Source organism: Dehalogenimonas alkenigignens (genome assembly GCF_001466665.1).
GTDB classification, from domain to species: domain Bacteria; phylum Chloroflexota; class Dehalococcoidia; order Dehalococcoidales; family Dehalococcoidaceae; genus Dehalogenimonas; species Dehalogenimonas alkenigignens.
Window position 1 is genome coordinate 952,710 of the sequence record NZ_KQ758903.1, and the last position, 21,259, is coordinate 973,968.

Annotated in this window: 20 protein-coding genes; 5 read left to right on the forward strand and 15 right to left on the reverse strand. The window is 59.5% G+C overall.

The window, feature by feature from the left end:
• Positions 1–19: 19 nt before the first annotated feature.
• The 3 genes from DEALK_RS05130 to DEALK_RS05140 form a co-directional block, all read right to left on the reverse strand.
• A complete protein-coding gene (locus DEALK_RS05130; RefSeq protein ID WP_058439224.1) occupies positions 20–1,390 on the reverse strand; it encodes a sensor histidine kinase in 1,371 nt (456 codons plus the stop codon).
• Entirely contained in the window at positions 1,387–2,076 is a 690-nt protein-coding gene (locus DEALK_RS05135; RefSeq protein ID WP_065128703.1) for a response regulator transcription factor, read from the reverse strand. The genes DEALK_RS05130 and DEALK_RS05135 overlap by 4 nt, the downstream gene beginning before the upstream one ends.
• 100 nt (positions 2,077–2,176) lie before the next feature.
• Positions 2,177–2,671, reverse strand: a complete 495-nt coding sequence (locus tag DEALK_RS05140; protein ID WP_058439225.1) for a hypothetical protein — start codon at positions 2,669–2,671, stop codon at positions 2,177–2,179.
• Between the two features lie 233 nt (positions 2,672–2,904).
• On the opposite strand from DEALK_RS05140, the gene DEALK_RS09955 reads away from it, so the two are divergent.
• Positions 2,905–3,102 carry a hypothetical protein gene (locus tag DEALK_RS09955; RefSeq protein ID WP_144437078.1) on the forward strand — a complete coding sequence of 66 codons (198 nt, stop codon included), beginning with the start codon at positions 2,905–2,907 and terminating at the stop codon, positions 3,100–3,102.
• 67 nt (positions 3,103–3,169) lie between these two features.
• Here the strand turns inward: DEALK_RS09955 and DEALK_RS05150 are convergent, their stop codons facing one another.
• Complete coding sequence (locus DEALK_RS05150; protein WP_058439227.1) at positions 3,170–4,276, reverse strand: aminopeptidase; 1,107 nt, start codon at positions 4,274–4,276, stop codon at positions 3,170–3,172.
• 381 nt (positions 4,277–4,657) lie between these two features.
• Here DEALK_RS05150 and DEALK_RS05155 point away from each other — a divergent pair, with 381 nt between their 5' ends.
• From DEALK_RS05155 to DEALK_RS05165, 3 genes are all read left to right on the forward strand, one after another.
• A complete protein-coding gene (locus tag DEALK_RS05155; RefSeq protein ID WP_058439228.1) occupies positions 4,658–5,428 on the forward strand; it encodes a prepilin peptidase in 771 nt (256 codons plus the stop codon).
• 149 nt (positions 5,429–5,577) lie between these two features.
• On the forward strand, positions 5,578–9,330 hold the full coding sequence (locus DEALK_RS05160; protein ID WP_058439229.1) for a PAS domain S-box protein: 3,753 nt from the start codon (positions 5,578–5,580) through the stop codon (positions 9,328–9,330).
• Positions 9,331–9,442: 112 nt separating this feature from the next.
• On the forward strand, positions 9,443–10,585 hold the full coding sequence (locus DEALK_RS05165) for a GuaB3 family IMP dehydrogenase-related protein (protein WP_058439230.1): 1,143 nt from the start codon (positions 9,443–9,445) through the stop codon (positions 10,583–10,585).
• 49 nt (positions 10,586–10,634) lie between these two features.
• On the opposite strand, the gene DEALK_RS05170 is transcribed toward DEALK_RS05165, so the two are convergent.
• The 5 genes from DEALK_RS05170 to pdxS all read right to left on the reverse strand — a co-directional run bounded on the left by DEALK_RS05170 (position 10,635) and on the right by pdxS (position 16,289).
• The gene (locus DEALK_RS05170; protein ID WP_058439231.1) at positions 10,635–10,985 is read right to left on the reverse strand and encodes a c-type cytochrome; all 351 of its coding nucleotides are present in this window, start codon (positions 10,983–10,985) and stop codon (positions 10,635–10,637) included.
• 108 nt (positions 10,986–11,093) lie between these two features.
• Positions 11,094–11,561, reverse strand: a complete 468-nt coding sequence (locus DEALK_RS05175) for a c-type cytochrome (RefSeq protein WP_058439232.1) — start codon at positions 11,559–11,561, stop codon at positions 11,094–11,096.
• 67 nt (positions 11,562–11,628) lie between these two features.
• The gene (gene purQ, locus DEALK_RS05180; RefSeq protein ID WP_058439233.1) at positions 11,629–12,402 is read right to left on the reverse strand and encodes a phosphoribosylformylglycinamidine synthase I; all 774 of its coding nucleotides are present in this window, start codon (positions 12,400–12,402) and stop codon (positions 11,629–11,631) included.
• Entirely contained in the window at positions 12,396–15,239 is a 2,844-nt protein-coding gene (gene purL / locus DEALK_RS05185; RefSeq protein WP_058440044.1) for a phosphoribosylformylglycinamidine synthase subunit PurL, read from the reverse strand. The genes purQ and purL overlap by 7 nt, the downstream gene beginning before the upstream one ends.
• Positions 15,240–15,395: 156 nt before the next feature.
• A complete protein-coding gene (pdxS, locus tag DEALK_RS05190) occupies positions 15,396–16,289 on the reverse strand; it encodes a pyridoxal 5'-phosphate synthase lyase subunit PdxS (protein ID WP_058439234.1) in 894 nt (297 codons plus the stop codon).
• 146 nt (positions 16,290–16,435) lie between these two features.
• Here pdxS and DEALK_RS05195 point away from each other — a divergent pair, with 146 nt between their 5' ends.
• The gene (locus DEALK_RS05195) at positions 16,436–17,143 is read left to right on the forward strand and encodes a CDGSH iron-sulfur domain-containing protein (protein WP_240608224.1); all 708 of its coding nucleotides are present in this window, start codon (positions 16,436–16,438) and stop codon (positions 17,141–17,143) included.
• Between the two features lie 51 nt (positions 17,144–17,194).
• Here DEALK_RS05195 and frr read toward each other — a convergent pair whose 3' ends face one another.
• The 6 genes from frr to DEALK_RS05225 form a co-directional block, all read right to left on the reverse strand.
• A complete protein-coding gene (gene frr, locus DEALK_RS05200; RefSeq protein ID WP_058439235.1) occupies positions 17,195–17,755 on the reverse strand; it encodes a ribosome recycling factor in 561 nt (186 codons plus the stop codon).
• Between the two features lie 4 nt (positions 17,756–17,759).
• Positions 17,760–18,485, reverse strand: coding sequence for a UMP kinase (gene pyrH, locus DEALK_RS05205; RefSeq protein ID WP_058439236.1), 726 nt, complete (start codon positions 18,483–18,485; stop codon positions 17,760–17,762).
• A 69-nt stretch (positions 18,486–18,554) separates the two neighbouring features.
• The gene (locus DEALK_RS05210; RefSeq protein WP_083496361.1) at positions 18,555–19,058 is read right to left on the reverse strand and encodes a translation elongation factor Ts; all 504 of its coding nucleotides are present in this window, start codon (positions 19,056–19,058) and stop codon (positions 18,555–18,557) included.
• Between the two features lie 25 nt (positions 19,059–19,083).
• Positions 19,084–19,854, reverse strand: a complete 771-nt coding sequence (gene rpsB, locus DEALK_RS05215) for a 30S ribosomal protein S2 (RefSeq protein ID WP_058439237.1) — start codon at positions 19,852–19,854, stop codon at positions 19,084–19,086.
• 141 nt (positions 19,855–19,995) lie between these two features.
• On the reverse strand, positions 19,996–20,406 hold the full coding sequence (locus tag DEALK_RS05220; RefSeq protein ID WP_058439238.1) for a DUF4064 domain-containing protein: 411 nt from the start codon (positions 20,404–20,406) through the stop codon (positions 19,996–19,998).
• A 55-nt stretch (positions 20,407–20,461) separates the two neighbouring features.
• Positions 20,462–21,253, reverse strand: coding sequence for a CPBP family intramembrane glutamic endopeptidase (locus tag DEALK_RS05225; RefSeq protein ID WP_058439239.1), 792 nt, complete (start codon positions 21,251–21,253; stop codon positions 20,462–20,464).
• Positions 21,254–21,259 lie beyond the last annotated feature (6 nt).

Genomic DNA, 21,259 nt, shown 5'->3' on the forward strand with positions numbered 1-21,259 from the left:
AGCCTTATGTTTTGGCTGTTCAGCCCGCCGCAGGCAGGGTGATATGGAATGTCGAGCCACGGCCGGGGCGGCTTTCGACCCTGACCCGGCCGTGATGGGCGGCCACCATCTGTTTGACAATTGCCAGCCCCAGTCCGGCGCCATTGCCCTCGGCGCGGGCGCGAGAATCTTCGACGCGGTAGAACCGGTCGAAGATATGTTCCAGTTGCTCGATGGTCATACCCTCGCCGGTATCCGTCACCGCGGCGGTGACCGCCGGAGTTCCTTCGAGCGTGTCGGGATTGAAAGAGACAGTGATCCGGCCGCCAGCCGGGGTGTGGCGGATGGCGTTGGAAAACAGGTTGGCGAAAACCTGTTCCAACCGCACCCAGTCCCCCGGTACTGAGGGCAGGGCTTCAGCCGCTTCTGAAATCAGGGAGATGCCTTTAGCTTCGGCCAGTGGCTTGAACTGTTCCGCTTTTCGGCGGACCAGGTCTGCCAGGTCAACCGATGACAGTTCCAATTTCAGCTCGCCGGCTTCGGCCAGAGACAGGTCGCGGAGATCAGCGATCAGTCTGGTCAGGACTTGAGATTCGCTTTTAATGATTTTTAACTGCTTCTCATCGGCGGGCAGGACGCCGTCGCTGATCGCGTCAACCGTACCGCTGATGATCGTTAAGGGTGTTCTTAGTTCGTGAGCGACATCGGCAAGCAGCCGCTTGCGGGCTTCCTCGCTCTGCTGCAGCGAACCCGCCATGGCATTGAAAGATTCCGCCAGCCGACCGGCTTCGTCGCCGCTGTCGATCTTCACTCTATAGCCGAGGTTGCCGGAGGCAATTTCCCTGGCGCCGGTGTCAAGCGCCCGGAGCGGCCGGATGAAATTTCGGGCTAGGATGACGGCGAGTACGACAGCGAGGATGACGGCGATACCGCCGGAAAGCCACAACCAGCGGTTGGTTTGATTCAGGAAAGCCTGTTCGGCGGCGACCCCGGTTTGCCCGACGTAGAAAGCCTGACCCACGATCTGGCCCCCGCCGCCCATGCCGCCCTGGAATCCCATCATGGTGCGGATGGTATAGCCGCCGGTCAAATCAGTCTGGCTGAGATTAACCCCGGATAATTCGCCGGCGGTATCGCCGACAATCTGCCCTGAACTGTCGGCAACAACCAACCGGTCGCTGGTGTTGGCCACCAGCTGCGGCAGCAGGTTTTCAACGCCGGCCCACGACCGGTTCTGAGCGTAAAAAACAGCCAGCGTCCGGCTGACTGTTTCAATAAAAGCCGGGCTGGTTTCGATATAAGATTGGAACTGCCGGCTGGTGTTCAGGTTGGTGATAACCGCCATAATGCCTATGGCGATTACGGCTACCATTACAAGCGCCGCGCCCAGCTTCCAGGCCAGGCTTCTCATTTCGGTTCCTCTAATTTGTAACCGGCGCCGTAAATAGTGTGGATGTACGAAGGTTTGGATGCGTCGGGCGCCAGTTTACGCCGGAGATTCTTAATATGGGAGTCTATAGTCCGTTCGTAAGCCTCGTATGAATCGCCCTGGAGCCGGTCTAACAGTTCGCTCCGGGAGAAGACCCTCCCCGGGTGGGCGGCCAGGAGGCGCAGCAGTTCAAATTCGGTGGTTGTCAGTTCCACCTGCCGGCCGCCGGCGGTGACCTGCCGCCGTTCAAGGTCAATAGTCAGGCTCCCTGCCTGGATGAGGCGATTTTCGGATTTGGGCTCTGACCGGCGCAGTATGGCTTTGGCCCGGGCCACCAGTTCCCGGCCCTCGAACGGTTTGGTTAGATAATCGTCGGCGCCCAGCTCCAGCCCCACGATTTTATCGGTCAATTCATCCCTGGCTGTCAGCATGATAATGGGGATGTCGGACTCCTTGCGGATCGCCCGGCAGACCTCATTGCCCGAGAGGCGCGGCAGCATCAGGTCCAGGATTATGAGGTCAGGTTTTTCCTGGCGAAAAGTTTTCAAAGCCGTTTCGCCGTCGAACGCGGTGATCACCCGGTAGCCTTCTCTTTCGAGGTAAGCCCGGACGATGTCCACAATCTTTTTTTCATCATCGACGACCAGAACTTTTCTAATCACGTTCATAATATTAGCCCCGGTTAGACATAAGGGCAAATAAAATAGACCGGATGCCGGGCGGTTGATCCGCCCGGCATCCCCAACGTAAAAACAGTCGGGAGGAAGATTAACGCCGCATTCCGCCAAAGCCGTGCATGCCGCCTGAGGCTGGAGTGGCGCCGTCATCGGCCGCAATGCCGCAGCCGAAACCGCGGGGGCCGAGGCTCGACTTGATCTGCAGGCGCATGTTGGCCTCCATGTTCTGCAGCATCAGGTTAGCCTGTTCCTGAGTTAGCCTGCCAGCGGCGACCGCCGCGGTCAGGGCTTCTTTACGGGGTTCGAGCAGGGCGCTGATCAAGGCGTCTTCGCTGATACCCTTGGAGGCAGCGATCTCGGCCAGCGTCTTACCGTCGGTACGGAGCTGGTGCAGTTCTTCAGCGGTTATGCCCAGCAGGTCGGTAAGGACGCCGGAGTTCCCGCCGAAGCCGCGCATGCCGAAACCGCCGCAAGTCCCAGCGCCCGGCGCCGGGTCGGTGGTCTGAGCAAAGGCGAAGGTGCCCGCTCCGGCAATCAGGGCGATGCTCACTGCCACAATGGCTGCTGTTTTCCAGGTTCGTTTCATTTTTCTCATCTCCTTCCATTATTTGGTGGTAATTCCATGTTATCAAGGCTTTGTGGAGAGAGTATGAATTTAATCTGATGATATTAAGGATCAAAGACATCAGCAGCGGGTCAGGGCGGGCTGGCGCTCTGAGTCAGCCTCTGACACGAGTGATGTAAGTCACTTACATAAAGAAACTTTAACTGTACAATATGGCCGTCTCAGAACTGCATGAGACATCGGAGGTAACTAAATTGTATAGAATAAAAAGCTGCCCGCGTTGCCATTACGGCGATGTTTACGAAGACACCGATGAATACGGGGCTTACGAGCAGTGCTTCCAGTGCGGTTGGGTTAACTATCCCAATCGGCATGTGACTCAGGCGCAGGCCGAAGCCGAGAAGCGCCAGACTGCCTCCAGTTCGCGGGGTGAACGCCGCCGCGTCCGGTAGGCCGTGACCGCAAGTAAAATGCCCCCTCGCAAGAGGGGGCATTTGTTTTTGGTGGACAGCCGGTCATTTAAAAATCGATAACGAACTTACTGTCCTTGTACAGCAGGTCGCCATCAACGGTGATCTGCCCGCCCTGCCGCAGGTCGCAGACCATGTCCCAGTGGATGGCTGATTCATTGACCGATCCCGTCTCCGGGTAGCCGGCGCCGAGCGCCAGGTGGAAGCTGCCGCCGATTTTTTCATCGAAGAGGATCTCGCCGGTGAATTTGGTGATGCCCTCGTTGGTGCCGATGGCGAACTCGCCCAACCGCCGGGCCCCCTCGTCAGTATCGAGGGTCTTCAACAGGAATTCCTCGTTTTTCTCGGCAGTAGCTTTGATGACTTTGCCGTTCTCGAACCACAGCCTGACGCCGGTGACCTCGCGTCCGCTCTCGATGGCGGGGTAGGAAAAATAGACGTGGCCGTTGGCAGAGTCTTCCACCGGGCCGGTGAAGACCTCGCCGTCGGGCATGTTGTTCTCGCCGTCGCACTTGATGAACTTGCGGCCTCTGATGGACAACCTGAGGTCGGTCTCCCGGCCGGTGATATGGACGTTTTTGCGGCCCTTCAGCCAGTCAACTACCTTCTGCAGCCGGTCGCTTTGCTGCTTCCAGTAGCCAATAGGATCGGAGGGGTCCGGCATGCAGGCGCCGTAGACAAAGTCTTCGTATTCCTCCAGGCTCATCTCGGCGTCCTGGGCCATGGCGGCGGTGGGGAAGGGAGCTACCACCCAGTTGAACTCGCCCTGGGCGGCGCGCTTGAGCATGGTTTTCATCAACCCGGAGCGCGCCCGGTCGAAGAGGACCATCTTTTCCGGGGCGACCGTGGACAGCTTCTTGGTATTGTCGTCGGCCAGGATGGCGAAGCGGGCGTTGTACTCCTCGGCGACATAGCGCTGCGGCTGGTGGACATACTGGAGTTGTTCGTCAGAACCGTGCCGGTATAAAAGGTCTTCGAAGTCGCCGCGCTGCATGATGAATGGCAGCCCGCCGGCCTTCAAAACCTCCAGGTAGATAGCCCGGGTCAGCGGCAGAGCGGCCGCCGGGGCGTTGATGATCACCTTGTCGCCGTCCTTGATTTTGGTGGAATACCTGACTAGAAGCTCGGCCAGTTTCTGGATGCGGGGGTCGGCCATGATTTTCTCCTTATAATTCTATATGGCAGATATTCTAGTCCCCCGGGGTGGTTGAAGCAAGGCATTCCGGTCAGGTGAGTCGTGGGCTAGGCGTTTGTGTGGCGCGCTGATGATGTAAAAAACGATTGAAACGACTCGCTGCGGCGAAGATTGACGAGGAGGAGCGGCGCCGCAACCGTGGCACACCTGTGCTGATAATCATACGGGTATTATAGCACTAGTGTTCCCAGTTCTGTCAATCGAGTTTTGTCGTTTTTGGTGCCATATTTTGTACCGTCGGTCATGAGCCAAATATTCCTGAGCCGCGCCGATATTCTCGACCTCCGCCCTGCTCACCTCAAGGTTTGACTTAACACCTTGAACCCGCCACAATGTGCGCCAATGGAAATTGCCTATGCTGCCGTCTTCTTTCTCTTCGGCGCCGTCATCGGCAGTTTCCTGAATGTCCTGTGCGACCGGCTGCCGCAGGAGGAGTCGGTCGTTGCCCCGCCTTCGAGATGCCCCGGCTGCGGCCGCCGCCTGTCGCCGCTGGACATGATCCCCATTGTCTCGTGGCTGGTCCTCCGCGGCCGCTGCCGCACCTGCGGCAGCCAGATACCGGCAAGGGTGTTTTGGGTTGAACTCGTCACCGCCGCGGTTTTCGGCGGTCTGTACCTGCATCTGGGCTTAAACCTGACGCTGGTTGCCGCTCTCATCTATGCCTCATTCACCATCGTTATCTTCGTCATTGACATGGAACACCAGCTGATATTAAACGGCATACTGCTGCCGGCCATAGTGCTGGCTCTGGGAGTCAGTCTTTTAAGCAGCCGGATTGAACTGGCGCCGTCGCTGCTAGCTGCCGCCATCGGCGGCGCCGCGGGATTCGGTATCTTCCTGCTGGTATATATCCTGTCCCGGGGCGGCATGGGCGAGGGCGATGTCAAACTGGGCGCCTTCGCCGGGCTGGTCACCGGCTGGCCGAACGTCATCGCCGCGGTGATCTTGTCCTGGATTCTCGGGGGTCTGGTGGCGGTTGGTCTGCTGGCTTTTAAACGCAAAGAACGGCGGCAGGCCATCGCCTTCGGCCCTTTTTTAGCGCTGACCACCTTCATCACTTTCCTGTGGGGCGGGCCTATCATTGACTGGTACCTGGACGTATTTCTTCCCTGAACCAGAGTAATTACATTTTTTGACTGAGGTGTAAATAAAGCTTATACTTGGGTCTTAATTTCGGTATTAGTACCTGATCGGCAAGGGGGATTCACACCACAGGCTAAAGCCTTAACGGTTCTTCTAAGTGATCGGTCCAACGGCTTAAGATGACAGTCAGCAAGCAAAAAATTCTGCTCGTCACTCCGCTCGCCGCCGACGCCCGGGAGGTCAACGACCTTCTGGCGCGATTTGGCGGCGAACGTTTTATTATCGAATCGGTGTCCCAAATTGAGACCGCTCTGGAAATGATCGAAAACGGCGCACACCTGGACCTGCTTATCTTCGACGCCGCCATAGCCGATGGAGCCGCGCTGGATATCGTCCGGGCAGCCGTCCGCCGGGCGCCTCAAGTGCCTCTGGTAGTCTTGAGCGGCGAATCCGGCGGCGCTATCGCGGCCGAATACCTCAGAGCCGGCGCCGGCGAAGTCGCGGCGCTAAAGGACGGCGGCGCGTCTCTGGTGCAGGCGCTTGACGCGGCTTTCGAACGCCATCGCAAGGAACAGTCACTGAGGCAGGCCCAGCGGCGGCTGGAAGCCATGGGTGAAGTGCTGGGCCTCGGGCGCTGGGAAATCCTGCTTGATGAGATGAAAGTTGTCGCCTCGGAAAGCGCCCGTATCATATACGGGTTGGAGGGGACCGAATGGACGCTGTCCCAGGTGCAGGCGGTGCCGCTGCTGGAGTACCGGGCGATGCTGGACCGCGCCCTGTCCGAGTTGATCAGCGGCGGCCAACTTTACAACGTGGAGTTCCGCATCAGGCGCCCTAATGACGGGCAAACCGCCTGGGTCCAATCGGTGGCTGAATATGACGCGGCCGGGCGCCGCGTTTTAGGCATCATCAAAGATATCACCCAGGCCAAAAATGCCGAAGAGGCGCTGCGGGAATCGGAACACCGGTACCGGCTGCTGGCGGAAAAATCGACAGATGTAATCTGGACCATGTCTTTTGACGGGCGGTTTACCTACGTCAGTCCATCTGTTTACCAGCTCCGGGGCTTCACGCCGGAAGAAGTGATGCGGCAATCCATTGAAGAGGCGGTTTGCCCGGACTCGGCGGTGGTGGTGCGGCAGGGGTTGGCTCAGGCGATTGCCGCGGCCGCCACGGCCCGTACCCTGGGACCGGCATATCTGGAAATAGAACAACCGCGGAAAGACGGGGGTACCGTTTGGACCGAGGTGTCCGTCAGCGTCGTTAAAGATGAAGGCCGGCCTTCCCATATCCTGGGCGTCACCAGGGACATCACCGAGCGGCGCCGCATTCAGGCCGAACTCAAAGAGCGTGAAGCGGAGCTGGCGGCTATTTTTATGGCCGAACCGGTGGGCATCGTGGTTTCGGTAGACCGGGTGATCTGGGAGGTCAACGACGCTGCCTGCAATATGTGCGGATACCAGCGGGAAGAATTGGTCGGCCATTCGTCCAGGATTCTTTATTCCAGCGACGCCGACTACCGCAGGCTGGGCGATGAACTTTACGCCGGGCTTGAAAGCGCCGGGCGCGTTACTCTGGAGATGCCGGTAAGGCGCAAAGACGGATCGGTATTCCAGGCTGTTGTTTCAGGCGCCGTTCTGGAGAGAACCGACCTGTCGCGGGGTATTGTCTTTGCCATCCAGGATATCACCGAAAGAAAACTATTTGAGACCTCTCTCAAGGAGAGGGAAGCCAAACTGGCGGCCATATTCCGCGCCGCGCCGGTGGGCATCGCCGTCGCTGTCGGGCGGGTGATCGTAGAAGCCAACGACACTATGTACCAGATGGCGGGCTACAGCCGGGAGGATTTTATCGGCCGGAGTACCCGGATCTTATATGACAGCGACGCTGAATATGAAAAGGTCGGCGCCGAGCTGTATTCGCGGCTGCAGGCGAACGGTCACATGACCGGGGAAATAACCGGCCGGCGCCGCGACGGCAGCCATTTCCCGATGCTGCTCTCAGCTTCGCCTCTGGATATGGCTGACCTTTCCAGGGGTATCGTTTTTACTGCAATGGATATCTCTGAACGGAAAGCAGCCGAAGAAGCGATCAGGCTGTCAGAGCAAAAGTACCGGCTGTTGTTCAACAGCTCCAACGACGCCGTGTTGTTCCACGATGAACAGGGCCGCTTCATCGAGGTCAACGACCGGGCCTGCCAAATCCTTGGCTACCGGCGCGATGAATTACTGGGAATGACTGTGGCGGACATTGATGACCCGGCGGTTATACTTGATTCCGGGGTGGTGGAACAGATGGCCGCCTGCGGTTCCGTCGTTTTTGAGCAGGTGCATGTAGCTAAAGACGGGCGGCGCATCCCGGTCGAAATCAGTTCCCGGCAGATACAGCTCGGCGGGCGGCAGATGGTGCTGTCGGTGGCCCGAGACATTACCGAGAGGAAAAAAGCCGAGGCGGAGCTCCGGCGCTCGATGTCCCTCCTGGCGGCCACTCTCGAAGCTACCGCCGACGGCATTCTGGTGGTCGGCCTTGACGGCAAGGTTCAGCGGTATTCCAGCCGTTTCGCCAAGATGTGGGGCATCCCCAAGTCCCTGCTGGCCAAGGGGGATGACAATGCCCTTCTCGACAACGTGCTTAGCCAGCTGGCGGAGCCCCAACAATTCCTGGATAAAGTTCACGAACTCTACGCTCACCCGTCAAGGTCCAGTTTCGACACCTTGCTCTTTAAAGACGGCCGCGTCTTCGAGCGTTATTCCCGGCCGCAGAAAATCGGAGAGCAAATCGTCGGCCGCGTCTGGAGTTTCCGCGACGTCACCCAGCATCAAACAATGGAGGACCGGCTGCTGCGGGCCGCCGAAGAGTGGCGGGCGACATTCGACGCCATTTCCACCCCCGTTTCCATTCAGGACCGTGATTTTAAAATCCTCCGGGTCAACAAAGCCTACGCCGAATCGCTGAACACGACGGCGGAGGAACTCATCGGCAAGACCTGCTTCGAGGTTTCACACGGCACTGGCGAGCCGGTAGAAAATTGCCCTCACCTCCGGACTCTGGACAGCGGTCAGCCGGCCGAGGTCGAAATACACAACGCGGCAAAGGGAACTTATACCGTTGTTTCAACCTATCCAATGTTCGGTCCCGCCGGAGAGGTGGTTGCCACCGTCCACATCGCTCAGGATATTACCGAACGCAAGAAGATGCAGGAAAAGCTGATGGTGACCAACCGGCTGGCTTCGGTCGGCGAGCTGGCGGCGGGCATTGCCCATGAAATCAACAACCCTCTAACCGGCGTTCTGGGGTTCTCAGAGCTGGCGCTTTCGGCTGATTTGCCTCAAAGCGTCCGCGCCGACATTGAAGTCATTCATTCCGAGGCGCGCCGGGCGGCTGATGTAGTCAAAAACTTGTTGATTTTCGCCCGGCGGCACCAGCAGGCCAGGGCGCCCCTTTCAATCAATGACGTCATTTCCCGGACGCTGGCGCTGCGGGCTTACGAGCAAAAAATCCACAACATAGAAATGATCACCGACCTTGAGCAGGAGTTGCCGGAGATCACCGCGGACTATTTCCAGCTTCAGCAAGTGTTTTTGAATATCATTATAAACGCCGAATTTTTCATGATCCAGACCCACAACCGCGGCCGGCTGGTGGTAACCACCCGCTTCCTCCCTGGCGAAAGGGTGATCCGCGTCAGCTTTGCGGATGACGGTCCGGGGATACCCGCGGATGTGCTGCCCCGGCTCTTCGATCCCTTCTTTACCACCAAAGAGGTGGGTCAGGGCACCGGTCTGGGACTGTCCATCAGCCATGGCGTGGTGCAGAGCCACGGCGGCAGGATATGGGCTGAAAGCCAGCAGGGCGCAGGCGCTACTTTCTTTATTGATTTGCCGCTTCGACCGCCGGAATCTTCTCCGGAACAGGCCGGGATTATCGTCTAGCAATCTGACGGCGCGACGGCGCGGCACCAGGTCGGAGGCGGTTTATTACCCGTTTGTCTTGACCCTCCGGACATCATTTGTTATAGTTACCCTTCAAACAAGGAGGCCAGAAGTGACCCACCCCCAGTTCAAAGAATTACGCCGTTCATATGGATTCGATGAGGTCGCCATCGTCCCCGGCGATGTGACCATTAATCCCGAACAGACCGATATCGGCTTCAAGATCGGCGAGGTGGCCTTCAAAATACCTGTGGTCGCCTCGGCGATGGACGCTGTCACCGATGTCAGGATGGCGGTCAGGATGAGCCAGCTCGGCGGCCTGGCGGTGCTGCACGGCGAGGGCATCCAGGCCCGCTACCACGACGCGGAAGCGGTTCTGGCTGAGATCGCCGAAACGCCTCAATCCGAAGTCACCGCCCTGCTCCAAAAGATCTACACCGAACCTATAAAAGACGATCTGGTCGCCGACAGGGTCAAGGCCGTCAAAGCCGCCGGCGGCACCGCCGCCGTGGCCGTCATGCCGGCCAACGCCAAGCGGCTGGCCCCGGTCATCGCTGAAGCCGGCGCCGATATCCTGGTCGTCGCCTCCACCGTCACCACCGCCCGCCATATCTCCAAAAGCTACCGCGGCCTCATCTTCTCCGAACTTTGCGCCAGTCTCAAGATTCCGGTCATGGTCGGCAACTGCGTCAGCTACTCCGCCAGCCTGGAGCTGATGCGCCAGGGCGTGGCCGCGATCCTGGTCGGCGTCGGGCCCGGCGCCGCCTGCACCTCCCGTGAAGTTTTAGGTCTGGGCGTGCCGCAGATCACCGCCACCATGGACTGCGCCGCCGCCCGGGAGGCTTATCTGGCTGAAACCGGACGCTATGTTTCGATTATTACCGACGGCGGTTTCAAGAAAGGCGGCGATTTCTGCAAGGCCATCGCCGCCGGCGCTGACGCCGCCATGTTCGGCTCCATCATCGCCCAGGCCAAAGAAGCGCCGGGTCACGGCTACCACTGGGGGATGAGCCATCCGCACCCGTCGCTGCCCCGCGGCACCCGCATCAAGGTCGGCACCACCGCGCCGCTGGAGCAGATACTTTTTGGCCCCACCTCAGTCGTCGACGGCTCCCAGAATTTCGTCGGCGCTCTGCGGACGGTTATGGGCGTCTGCGGCGCCGCCACCATCCGCGACATGCAGCGGGCGGAAATGGTTATCGCTCCGGCCATCACCACCGAAGGCAAGAGCTACCAGCTGTCTAAATGCGTCTAACTCGATAATCGGGATAAAACTGAAGAGGGGCGAAAGCCCCTCTTCTTATTTACGGCGTCTTCAGAAAGGTGGCCAGGAGGTTGCGTTCGGCGGAAGACAGCGGTACCGGGGAATGGGTTGAAATCCAGACCACCAGGGCGTTTTCAGTCTTGCCGCTGATGCGCGGAGAATTGACACTGATATCTGGAGCTAAAGTCGTGCCGGTACGGTTGACGCCGTGGCAGGAGGCGCAGGTATTGGAATAAATGAGGGCGCCTCCGGTGAGGGTGCCGGTCGGCGGGTTTGAAGTCGTCGGTTGGGTAGTGGGCGTGCCGCCGCCGCAGGCTGACAGCCCGATGCCGGTTAATATCAGACCGGCGGCGGCTATTGAACGCAGTCCCGTGTTTTTCAGGTTATTCATTGGTTCCCTCCGCAAAATAGCTCTCCCACTTAATGTAGCAATAAAATATTCCATCTCAAAACAAAAAAGAGGCTTTTTAAGCCTCTTTTTTATATCAGGTTTACGCCTTCAGGGGTTTTTCAGGAAAGTTGCCAGGGCAGCCCGTTCAGCGTTGGTCATATTGATGCTCGTGGCGTGGCCGGAAAGGAACATCGCCAGCTGGGCTTCGGTCCGGTTGACGATGAAATTCAAGGTAGGCGGAATTGCGGGTCCCAGCACGGTTGTCCCGGAAACCACCCCCTGGCGGTTGGCGCCGTGGCAGGCCGCGCAGCTGTTGGCGTAAAGCGCGCTGCCGCTAACCGCCGCCGGAGTGGTTGTCGGGGCTGGCGTGGTAGCCGGCGTGGTAGTGGGCGTGGTAGTCGGCGTGGTGGTGGCCGGTGTGGTGGTTGGCGCCGATGTCGTCGGGTTTGTCGTCACGGATGGCGGATGGCTGGTGGTTGCGGCCGGATCTCCGCCGCCGCAGCCTGAAAAGGCGACGGCGCAGGTTAAAAGAATCGCGGTCAGGCGCCAAGCAAGCCGAAAATTATGCTTATTCATCGAGCGTTACTCCTGGATGCGGCACCATTGTACATCCCGGATGCTCAAAAATAAATGGCTGCGGGCGTCAACTGCGCCTGGCGGCGTCGACGCCGTTTTGGAAGATCCTTAGCCCAGCGCCGGGTTCCTCGATGTTCCGGCGCGTCCAACCAGGGTGCTGGGAGGCTCGGACAAACCGTTCCGGGTGGGGCATCAAAGCAAAGACGCGGCCGGTATCGTCCGTCAGCGCGGCGATATTGCCCACCGAGCCGTTGGGATTGGCGGGGTATTCAGCGGTCGGCCGCCAATTATTGTCGGCATAATAAAAAACAGCGCGCAGGCGGCACAGGGTGGATGGCGCGGCAACCAGTTTGCCTTCTCCATGGGCCACCGGCGCTTCCAGCTGCTCGATGCCCTCAGTCCAAACGCAGCGGTTGCCGGGGGTGCTGGACAGTTTCACCCAACGGCATTCAAAACGCCCGGAATCGTTATTGGTCAGAGTAACGTGGGGCAGTTCCTGCCTGGCCGGCCCGGGCAGGATGCCGGTTTTGATAAGCACCTGAAAGCCGTTGCAGATCCCAATAATCAGACCGCCGCGGTCGATAAAAGCGGCAAGCTGTTCAAAAAGGCGCAGCCGCATCTCGTTGGCCTGCACTTTGCCGGCGCCGAGGTCGTCGCCATAGGAGAAGCCGCCCGGCAGTCCCAGGATATGGTAATCGGACAGCGTTTGCGAGCCGCCGATCAGTTCGTTCATGTGGGTTATCCTTGGTTTACCTCCGGCGATCTCGAAGGCATGGGCCAGTTCCCGGTCACAGTTGGTACCCGGCGCCCGCAATACCATGACGCGCACTTCTGTTACCATTTCAGCGGCCTCTGCCAGGCGTTTTTCAGCTCGGTTAACGGCTGGTCGATGACCAGGCTGCCGTTAAGCCCCTGGACCTTCAGGCGCGGGCTGCTGGTCACTTCGCCGATAAGACCGAAGGCTGAACTTTCCATAATCAGCTCAAAATCAGCCCGGTCAGCGGGCGCCACCTCCACCAGAAGTCGGGAATTGGACTCGGAGAAGAGGAGGTAGTCATCCCGAATGATGTCGCCGGGCTGTGGTACCCGGCTCAAATTTATCCTGGCGCCAAGCCCGCCGGCAAAAGCCATCTCTGCCAGGGCGACCCCCAGACCGCCTTCCGACAGGTCGTGGCAGGCGCGCGCCAGGCCGCGGGCGGTAGCGGCGGACAGCCGTTGGTAAGACGCCTTCGCCGGCGCCGGAGCCACTGCCGGGGCCGAATTCCCTATAAAGCCGTGGGCGGCGTAATAAGCGGAACCGCCGAGTTCGGCTTTGGTTTCGCCCACCAGGTAGATCAGGTTCCCTTCGCCTTTAAAGTCCATAGTCACCGCCCGTTCGGCGTCGGGCATGATTCCGATGGCCGAAACCAGGAGGGTGTGCGGGATGGAAACCACTCTGTCGCCGACCCGAAATTGGTTATTGAGCGAGTCCTTGCCGGAGATGAACGGGGTACCGTAGGCCAGGGAAAGGTCGGCGCATGCCTGCGCGGCTCGGACCAGCGCGCCCAGGCTTTGCTCGTCCTTGACCGAGCCCCAGCAGAAATTATCCAGCAAGGCCAGTCTGCCGAGCGAACCGCCGGCGGCGACGGTGTTCCTGACGGCTTCATCGATGGCTGAGGCCGCCATGCGGTAGGTATCGATCTCGGAGTACGCCGGGTTAATGCCGCAGGCCACAATAACGCCGCGCCCTGAATCCAGCACCGGGCGGATAACGGCGGCATCGCCCGGACCGTCGGAATTATGTCCCACCAGGGGCTTCAGCACGCTGCCGCCCTGCACTTCATGGTCGTATTGGCGGATGACCCACTCTTTGGCGCAGGTGTTCCAGCGTGACAGCAGTCTTAGAAGGTCGTCATCAAGCCGCGCCGGGCAGGGGAAGGTCGGCTCCGGGAAAGCCGCCGCCTTATAGCTTGCCCTGAGTTCGAGCTGCGGCCGGCCGCCGTGCAGGAATTCCATATCAAGGTCACAGACAAGGTTCTCGTCATAATAAAGCTTGAGTTTTTTATCGGAGGTGAATTCGCCGATGGCGGTTGCTTCCACGCCTTCGCCGCGGCAGATTTCCAGCAACCTGTCGAAATTTTGCGGCGGCACGGCGAGGACCATGCGCTCCTGAGACTCGGAGATCCAGATCTCGGCGTAGGACAAGCCGGAGTATTTCAGCGGCACCCGATCGAGATAAACCTTTGCCCCGGTGCTTTCGCCCATTTCGCCGACGGCTGAAGACAGGCCGCCGCCGCCGACGTCGGTAATCCGGGTGAAGAGTCTCTCATCCCGGGCTTTCAGGATGGCTTCGGTCATCCGCTTCTCGACAATGGGATTGCCGATCTGCACCGAAGAGAAGGACTGCTCGTTTGACTTATCGGACAATTCCTCCGATGAGAAGGTGACGCCATGAATGCCGTCGCGGCCGGTCCTGCCGCCCATGAGGACGATGAGATCGCCTGGAGACTGCCTGCCCGGCCTGGCCGCCCAGGCCGGCATGATGCCGGCGGTGCCGCAAAAAACCAGCGGGTTGCCGGTGTAGCGGTTATCGAACAGCACGGCGCCGTTCACCGTGGGTATGCCCATGCGGTTGCCGTAGTCCGCTACCCCTGAGCGAACACCTTTAAAAACACGGCGCGGGTGGAGCGTCCCCGGCGGCAACTCCTCATCAGCCATGTCCGGTTCGCCGAAGCAGAAAACATCGGTGTTGAAAATTGGCCGCGCTGCGAGGCCGGTGCCGAGCACGTCGCGGATGACGCCGCCCAGGCCGGTGGCGGCGCCGCCGTACGGCTCGACAGCCGATGGGTGGTTGTGGGTCTCGACCTTGAAACAGACGGCGTTCTCGCCGTCGAAATCGATGACGCCGGAGTTGTCCACGAATACGGACAGGCACCAATCCTTGTCAAGCTGGTTCGTCGCCCGCGCGATGGTTGTTTTGAGGAGGTTGTCGATGACCTGGCCGTCGAAATCATACCTGGCTTTGAAGGTCTTGTGGACGCAATGCTCACTCCATGACTGGGCCAGGGTTTCCAGTTCCACGTCGGTCGGTTTACGTCCTGCCTTGGCATAATATTCAGCGGCAGCTCTTACCTCGTCCGGCGACAGGCAGAAAAGTTTACCCACGTCGCACAGCGCGGCATCTCCGTCCGGCAGGTCTATTTGGCGGAGCTGGAAATGATAAGCGGGATTTTCCCCGAAGATGACCGATTGCTCGTTTACCGCGTGCTGGACGATGGGGTTAAGCAGCAGGCGGTTGGTGACCAGATCGAGCGTCGGCCGGCTGAAAGAACCGCCGAGGAGATACAGCCGCCCGGTACGGGCGGCTTCGAGCGCGATGCCCAGATCGGCGGCGGCTTTCAGAATGGTTTCTTCGACCGGGTCGGTGACCCCGGGGTTGTGGGCGACCAGTACGGCGCGGCCGGCGGTGGTTTTTTCCCCAGGCTCGTCGATTCGGAATGTTTCGGTCACCGGATCGGTCAGCGCTTCGCGGGCAATTGTCTCCGCCGCCGCCCGGTCGATGTTGCCCTTCAGCCAGTAGACTTCAACTACCCGGGCGGAATTCACCCCGGACAGGTTCAGGTCGGCGATGTCCTTGAGGAGAGCGGCGCCGCGGCGGTCCGGCAGCCCCGGCGCTGGCATAACTTCAATGCGGTAAATCAAGGCAGCCTCATTATAGCTAAAAACGCTTGAGGGGGCTAGGCAAATTACAGACCGTCCGTACAACCGGAATCCGTCATTCCAGGGAAAAGGCCGCCGCAGAACTCGCTTTAAACAAGATTGATGGATTCTGCTTCGTGAAAAACGAGCATTTGGCTACCAGCCCCGTTTGGCCAGTAATTTATCCGGGGCGATCTGTCCGATCTCGATACCCGGCATGGCATCGCCCAGGCTTTCCGAGACTTCAGCGACGATCACCGGGTCCTGGTAATGGGTGGTCGCTTTGACGATGGCATGGGCCCGGCGCGCCGGATCGGAACTCTTGAAAATGCCGGAGCCGACAAAGACGCCTTCGGCGCCGAGCTGCATCATTAAAGCGGCATCGGCCGGGGTGGCGATGCCGCCGGCGGCAAAGTTGACTACCGGCAGTTTGCCGGTCTTATGAATCTCAAGCACCAGTTCGAAAGGAGCGCCCAGTTCTTTAGCGATGGCCATGAGCGTCTCTGGCGGCGCCGCGGTGACGCGCCGGATGCCTTCCTGCACGGCGCGCATATGCCGCACCGCCTCGACGACGTTGCCGGTGCCGGCCTCGCCTTTGGTGCGGATCATGGCGGCGCCTTCGCCGATGCGGCGCAGCGCTTCACCCAGATCGCGGCAGCCGCAAACGAAAGGCACCTTGAAATCATGTTTCCAGACGTGGTGAGCCTCGTCGGCCGGGGTCAGCACCTCTGACTCGTCGATAAAATCGACGCCCATGGCCTCGAGCACCCGGGCTTCGACAAAATGACCGATGCGGCACTTGGCCATGACCGGGATGGTGACCGTTTTCATAATGGCTTTGATCACCGTGGGATCAGCCATTCTGGCGACGCCGCCCTCGGCCCGGATATCGGAGGGCACCCGTTCCAGAGCCATTACGGCGCAGGCGCCTGCCTCCTCGGCGATGAGCGCCTGGTCCGGGGTAGTGACATCCATGATCACGCCCCCCTTCAGCATCTGGGCCAGGCCGCTTTTAACCCTGAAAGTTCCGGTGGTTATTTCCTGTTCCATAAATGATCCTTCTTTCAATCGGTGAACTATTATTCTACATTCCCGGGGCTGGTGTCGGCAACCGGGGTTTTATGCCTCAGCCGGATTGCGCCGACAGCGTCAGGGGGCTACCATATTATCATACCGATTAGTAAAGGAGGCGGCCTGTGAGTGAAGAAACCCCGATGCCGGCGGCTCCCGGTTATAAGATCAAAGTGACAGCCAACGGACCGTATATTGTCACCGGCGGCGTACCGCTTTCGGAGTGGATCATCTGCCATGACCCGGACGGGCACAGCCACGGCTGGCGGGAAGGCCGAAAATTCGGGGCCCCGTCAGCTTACGCACTGTGCCGCTGCGGCGGGTCAAAGACCAAACCGTTTTGCGATGGGTCACATTTCAGCAACGGTTTTGACGGCACGGAAACCGCCAGCCGGGAACCGTTCGCCGCCCGGTCGATGGAGCTTGCCGGCCCGGAACTGACCCTGTCGGAGGTACCGGTACTATGCTCCCAGGCCAGGTTCTGCCAGCGAGCCGGCGATACCTGGCATCTGGTGCAGAAGTCTGATGACGCCGTATCGAAGGAAATCGCGATCGAAGAAGCCGCCGAATGCCCGTCGGGGCGGATCGTGCTCAGAGATAAAAGCGGCAAATTACTGGAGCCGCTCCTTCCGCCTTCAATCGGCCTCGTCGAAGATCCGGTCAAGGGCAGATCCGGTCCTATTTGGGTCCGCGGCGGCATCGCCGTTGAAGCCGCTGACGGCTTTGTCTATGAAATCAGGAACCGGGTCACCCTCTGCCGCTGCGGCCATTCCAATAACAAGCCCTTCTGCGACGGCCGTCACGTTAAAGTTAAGTTCAGGTCGTCCGAATAAAAAAGAGACGCCCCGCCCGGGGCGCCTCTTTTTTATCCAGTTCAGGCGTCTCTAAACGGTAAGGAGTTCCTGCTCCTTGTCTTTGCCGAGCTTGTCTGCCTTGGCGATATATGAGTCGGTCAGCTTCTGAAGCTGATCCTGGGCTCTCTTGCAGTCGTCCTGGGATAATTCCTTATCCTTCTCCAGCTTCTTAATATGCTCCAGCGCGTCGCGGCGGAGGTTGCGGATGGCCACCTTATCCTCTTCCACCCGTTTGTGAACCATCTTCGTCAGCTCAACGCGCCGTTCCTGAGACAGCGGCGGGATAATCAGTCGGATGACCTGCCCGTCGCTCGAAGGCGTCAGCCCCAGGTCGGATTTCATAAGGGCTTTTTCAACCTGGCCGACCATAGTGCGGTCCCACGGCTGGATCAGGATCTGGCGGGCGTCCGGAACCGAAATGTTCGCCAGGTGGTGAATCGGGGTCGGCGTGCCGGCATAGTCCACCCGAACGTGTTCGATAATGTGGGAAGAGGCGCGCCCGGTGCGGATGGCGGCCAGTTCCCGGTGCAGCACCTCGATGGATACCGTCATCTTCTTTTCGGCGCCTTGCAGGATCTCGTTGACAGTCATAATTCTAGGCCTCGCTCGAAATTAGTGTGCCGACACTCTCGCCGCCGACGGCCCGCTCCAGGTTGCCCGGAGCCGTCATATCGAAAACGATAATCGGCAGCTTGTTCTCCAGGCACAGCGACAGGGCGGTGGCATCCATCACCTTGAGGCGTTTGGACAGGGCTTCAAGGTGAGTCAGCCGGTCGAACCTGGAGGCGTCCCGGTGCTTCTGGGGGTCGGCCGAATAAACGCCGTCCACCCGGTTCTTGGCCATGAGCAGCACCTGGGCTTCGATCTCGATCGCCCGGAGGGCGGCGGCGGTGTCGGTGGTCATGTAGGGATTGCCGGTGCCGCCGGCAAAGATAACGACGCGGCCCTTCTCCAGGTGGCGGATGGCGCGCCGGCGGATGAACGGCTCGGCCACCTGCTGCACGGTGATGGCGGACTGGGTCCGGGTGGTTACGCCTTCTTTCTCCAGCATATCCTGAAGGGCCAGGGCGTTGATGACCGTGGCTAGCATCCCGGCGTAATCAGCGGTGACGCGGTCGATGCCGTCTTTGGCTACGGCCGCGCCGCGCCAGATGTTGCCGGCGCCGACGACGATAGCGACCTGGATGCCGTTCTGGGACAGGGCTTTGATCTGGAGGGCGATGCCGCGGACAGTGGGAATATCGATAATGCCGCTGCCGCTGCCGGCAAAAGCCTCCCCGGAGAGTTTGAGGAGCACCCGGTGGTACTTTAGTTCGGTCAAGTCAACTCCGGTCCCGTCGTTATTAAGCCGCGGCCTAATCCGGAGGGGCGCCGCAGCGCTGGCGGATTTTTAGCCGCCGAGTTCGAAACGGACAAACCTCTTCAGCCGGATATTCTCCCCGGTGCGGGCGATGGTATCGGTGATCAGGTCCTTGATCGTCTTCGAAGGATCCTTGATGAACGGCTGCGTCATGAGGCAGGCGGCGCTGGCTTCCGCTTCACAGTCGGCCGGCCGATCGGCCTCGGTGAGATACAACGGGCACATGGCGGCAACCTGCATGGCGATGTCATGGGCCAGTTTTTTGAATTCCTCGGTGCGGGCTACGAAATCGGTTTCGCAATTGAGTTCAATCAACGCGCCGACACGGCCGCCGGTATGGACGTATCCCTCAACCAGTCCCTGGCCGGTTACCCGCTCCGCCTTTTTGGCGGCTTTAAGGAAACCCTTGGCCTGAAGGGTTTCGAAGGCTTTATCTATATCCCCCTGGCTCTCGATCAGGGCGTTGCGGCACTCCATGACTCCGGCGCCGCATTTTTCGCGCAGTTGTTTGACGGCTTCGGCTGATATCTGCAATGTCGTTTTTCCTTTGTAATCTCGTTTAGGCGGCGTCCGCGTCGGCGGCCAGTTTCTCGTCGAGCTCGGCGTCGGGGGTCACCACCTGATCAACCTCAATCTTGGACAGGTTTTCGCGGGCGGCGATAGCCACATCGGCTACCCGGGAAAGAATGAGCTTGATAGCCCGCATGGCATCGTCATTGGACGGGATGGGATAGTCGATGCCCACCGGGCTGCAGTTGGTGTCCACCATGGCCACAATCGGTATGCCCATGCGCTGGGCTTCGGCCAGGGCGATTTTTTCCTTGGTTGGGTCGACGATAAAGACGACATCCGGTAAAGCGGTCATCTCTTTGAAGCCGCCCATCATTTTGTTCAATCTGGCCATTTCATCGGTCAGCTGCTGCTGCTCTTTTTTGGGCAGCCTGGCCAGTTCGCCGCGGGCTTGCTGGTCTTCCAGCCGTACCAGGTAATCGATGCGGTTCTGAATCGCGGCGAAATTGGTCAGAATGCCGCCGATCCAGCGCTGGTTGATGTAGTACAGGCCGGCGCGTTTGGCTTCCTCGGCCACGATTTCCTGGGCTTGTTTCTTGGTGCCGACAATCAGGATCTTGCCGCCCTCGGCCACGACCCTCTGCAGGTACTCAAGCGCTTTCTCGAGCATCACCACCGTTTTTTCCAGGTCAATGATGTGGATGTCGTTGCGCTTGGTGAAAATGTACTTCTTCATTTTGGGGTGCCAGCGGCTGGTCTGATGGCCGAAGTGCGCCCCTGACTCCAGTAATTCCTTAATGGTGGTGGTCGTGGTCGGCAAGTGAACTCCTCCTAAAAAATGCGCGCGTTTTTGCCAAGTTGCTAGTATAACACAGCAGTATAGCACAACGCCAAAATCCGGAGCAACGTTCGGAAGCTGCCGGCGGCTGCCCGGATAATCACGGGATGGGGCTTCTCACCGTCAGCCGGCCGGTTCGACTGAGTCAGGTTGTTGGGCGGTCGCGGCAAACTCCGGCCGCGCCAGCACGGTCAGGATCAAAGCCGGCACGCCGGTGGGAAAAAACAGGAACAGGCTGACGATGGAACCGGCCAGTCCCAGGCCCCAGGCGCGGCGGCGGGTGGTATATACCCCGGCGACGATGGTGAAGACTGAAAGAATCAGCCCGAATACGCCCCAGAAACCGACGAAAGCAGTGGTGAAGTCAATCAGCAACTCCATTTCGGAAGGCGTCAGCGACGGGTCCTGAAACTGCGGGTCGTTGAGGATGGTTCTGATCATCGGCAGCAGGGCGAAAGCCAGCAGCGAACCGATTATTCCAATGGCCCCGGAAACAATCGTCAGTATGCCGGCGGTAGTCGATTTCTGGTTCATTTTCTTGTCCTTAATACACTTTTTTGGAGCTATCCGAGAAGCCCTGGGACAGCCCTCAGGCGACGCTGACCTGGATCATGGCAACGGCGTTCCATACCGCGTGCACTGTTATCGGACCCCAAAGGGATCCGGTTTTCCATCTCACGATGCCGAGTATGATCCCCAGGGCGACAATTACCGCCTGGTCGAATCCGCCGTACTGGACGTGCAGCAGCCCCCACCACAGGGCAGGCAAACCTATCGCCAGGGCGGCGCCGTAGCGGGTGCCGCTGAAGCCCCGGAACATGAAGCCGCGGAACAAAGCCTCCTCAAATAACGGGGCAACGCCTACGACAGCCAGCCAGACGAATACCGGCCACACTCCCTGAAAAACCGCTCCGGCGGAGCCGCCCGGCGCCTCCCGGAACACCGTATCGATCAACCCTGAAAGCAGCGCCAGCCCAAAGGTCAACAGAACGAGTTTGCCGATAGTTCCAAACGGCAGAGGCCTGATTGCCAGATACTCTTTGATTGAGGCGCCGTGCCTGGCTTTGATAAGCGCACCGATAAGTAACAGCGAGACCGCGCCGGAAAATATGATGGAGAAAACGATAACGGCGTTGAACTCGGTGCCGAACTCGGAAAAAATGTAATCTGTCCAATTAAGGTCCGGGTCTGAGAGCAGCGCCACGTCCAGGGCAATGAACACCGCCAGCATCGAGGCCATGGCGTTGACCATGCCGATGAGGACGCTAAATCCCATCGTCGGCCAGAAGCCCCAGGCGGGTATGGCTTTTTCCGAAGCCGGCGCCGGCGCGTCAGCCGCGGCACCGGCGCTGTCGAATGGGTTGGATCCGGTTTCAGCCATTGATTC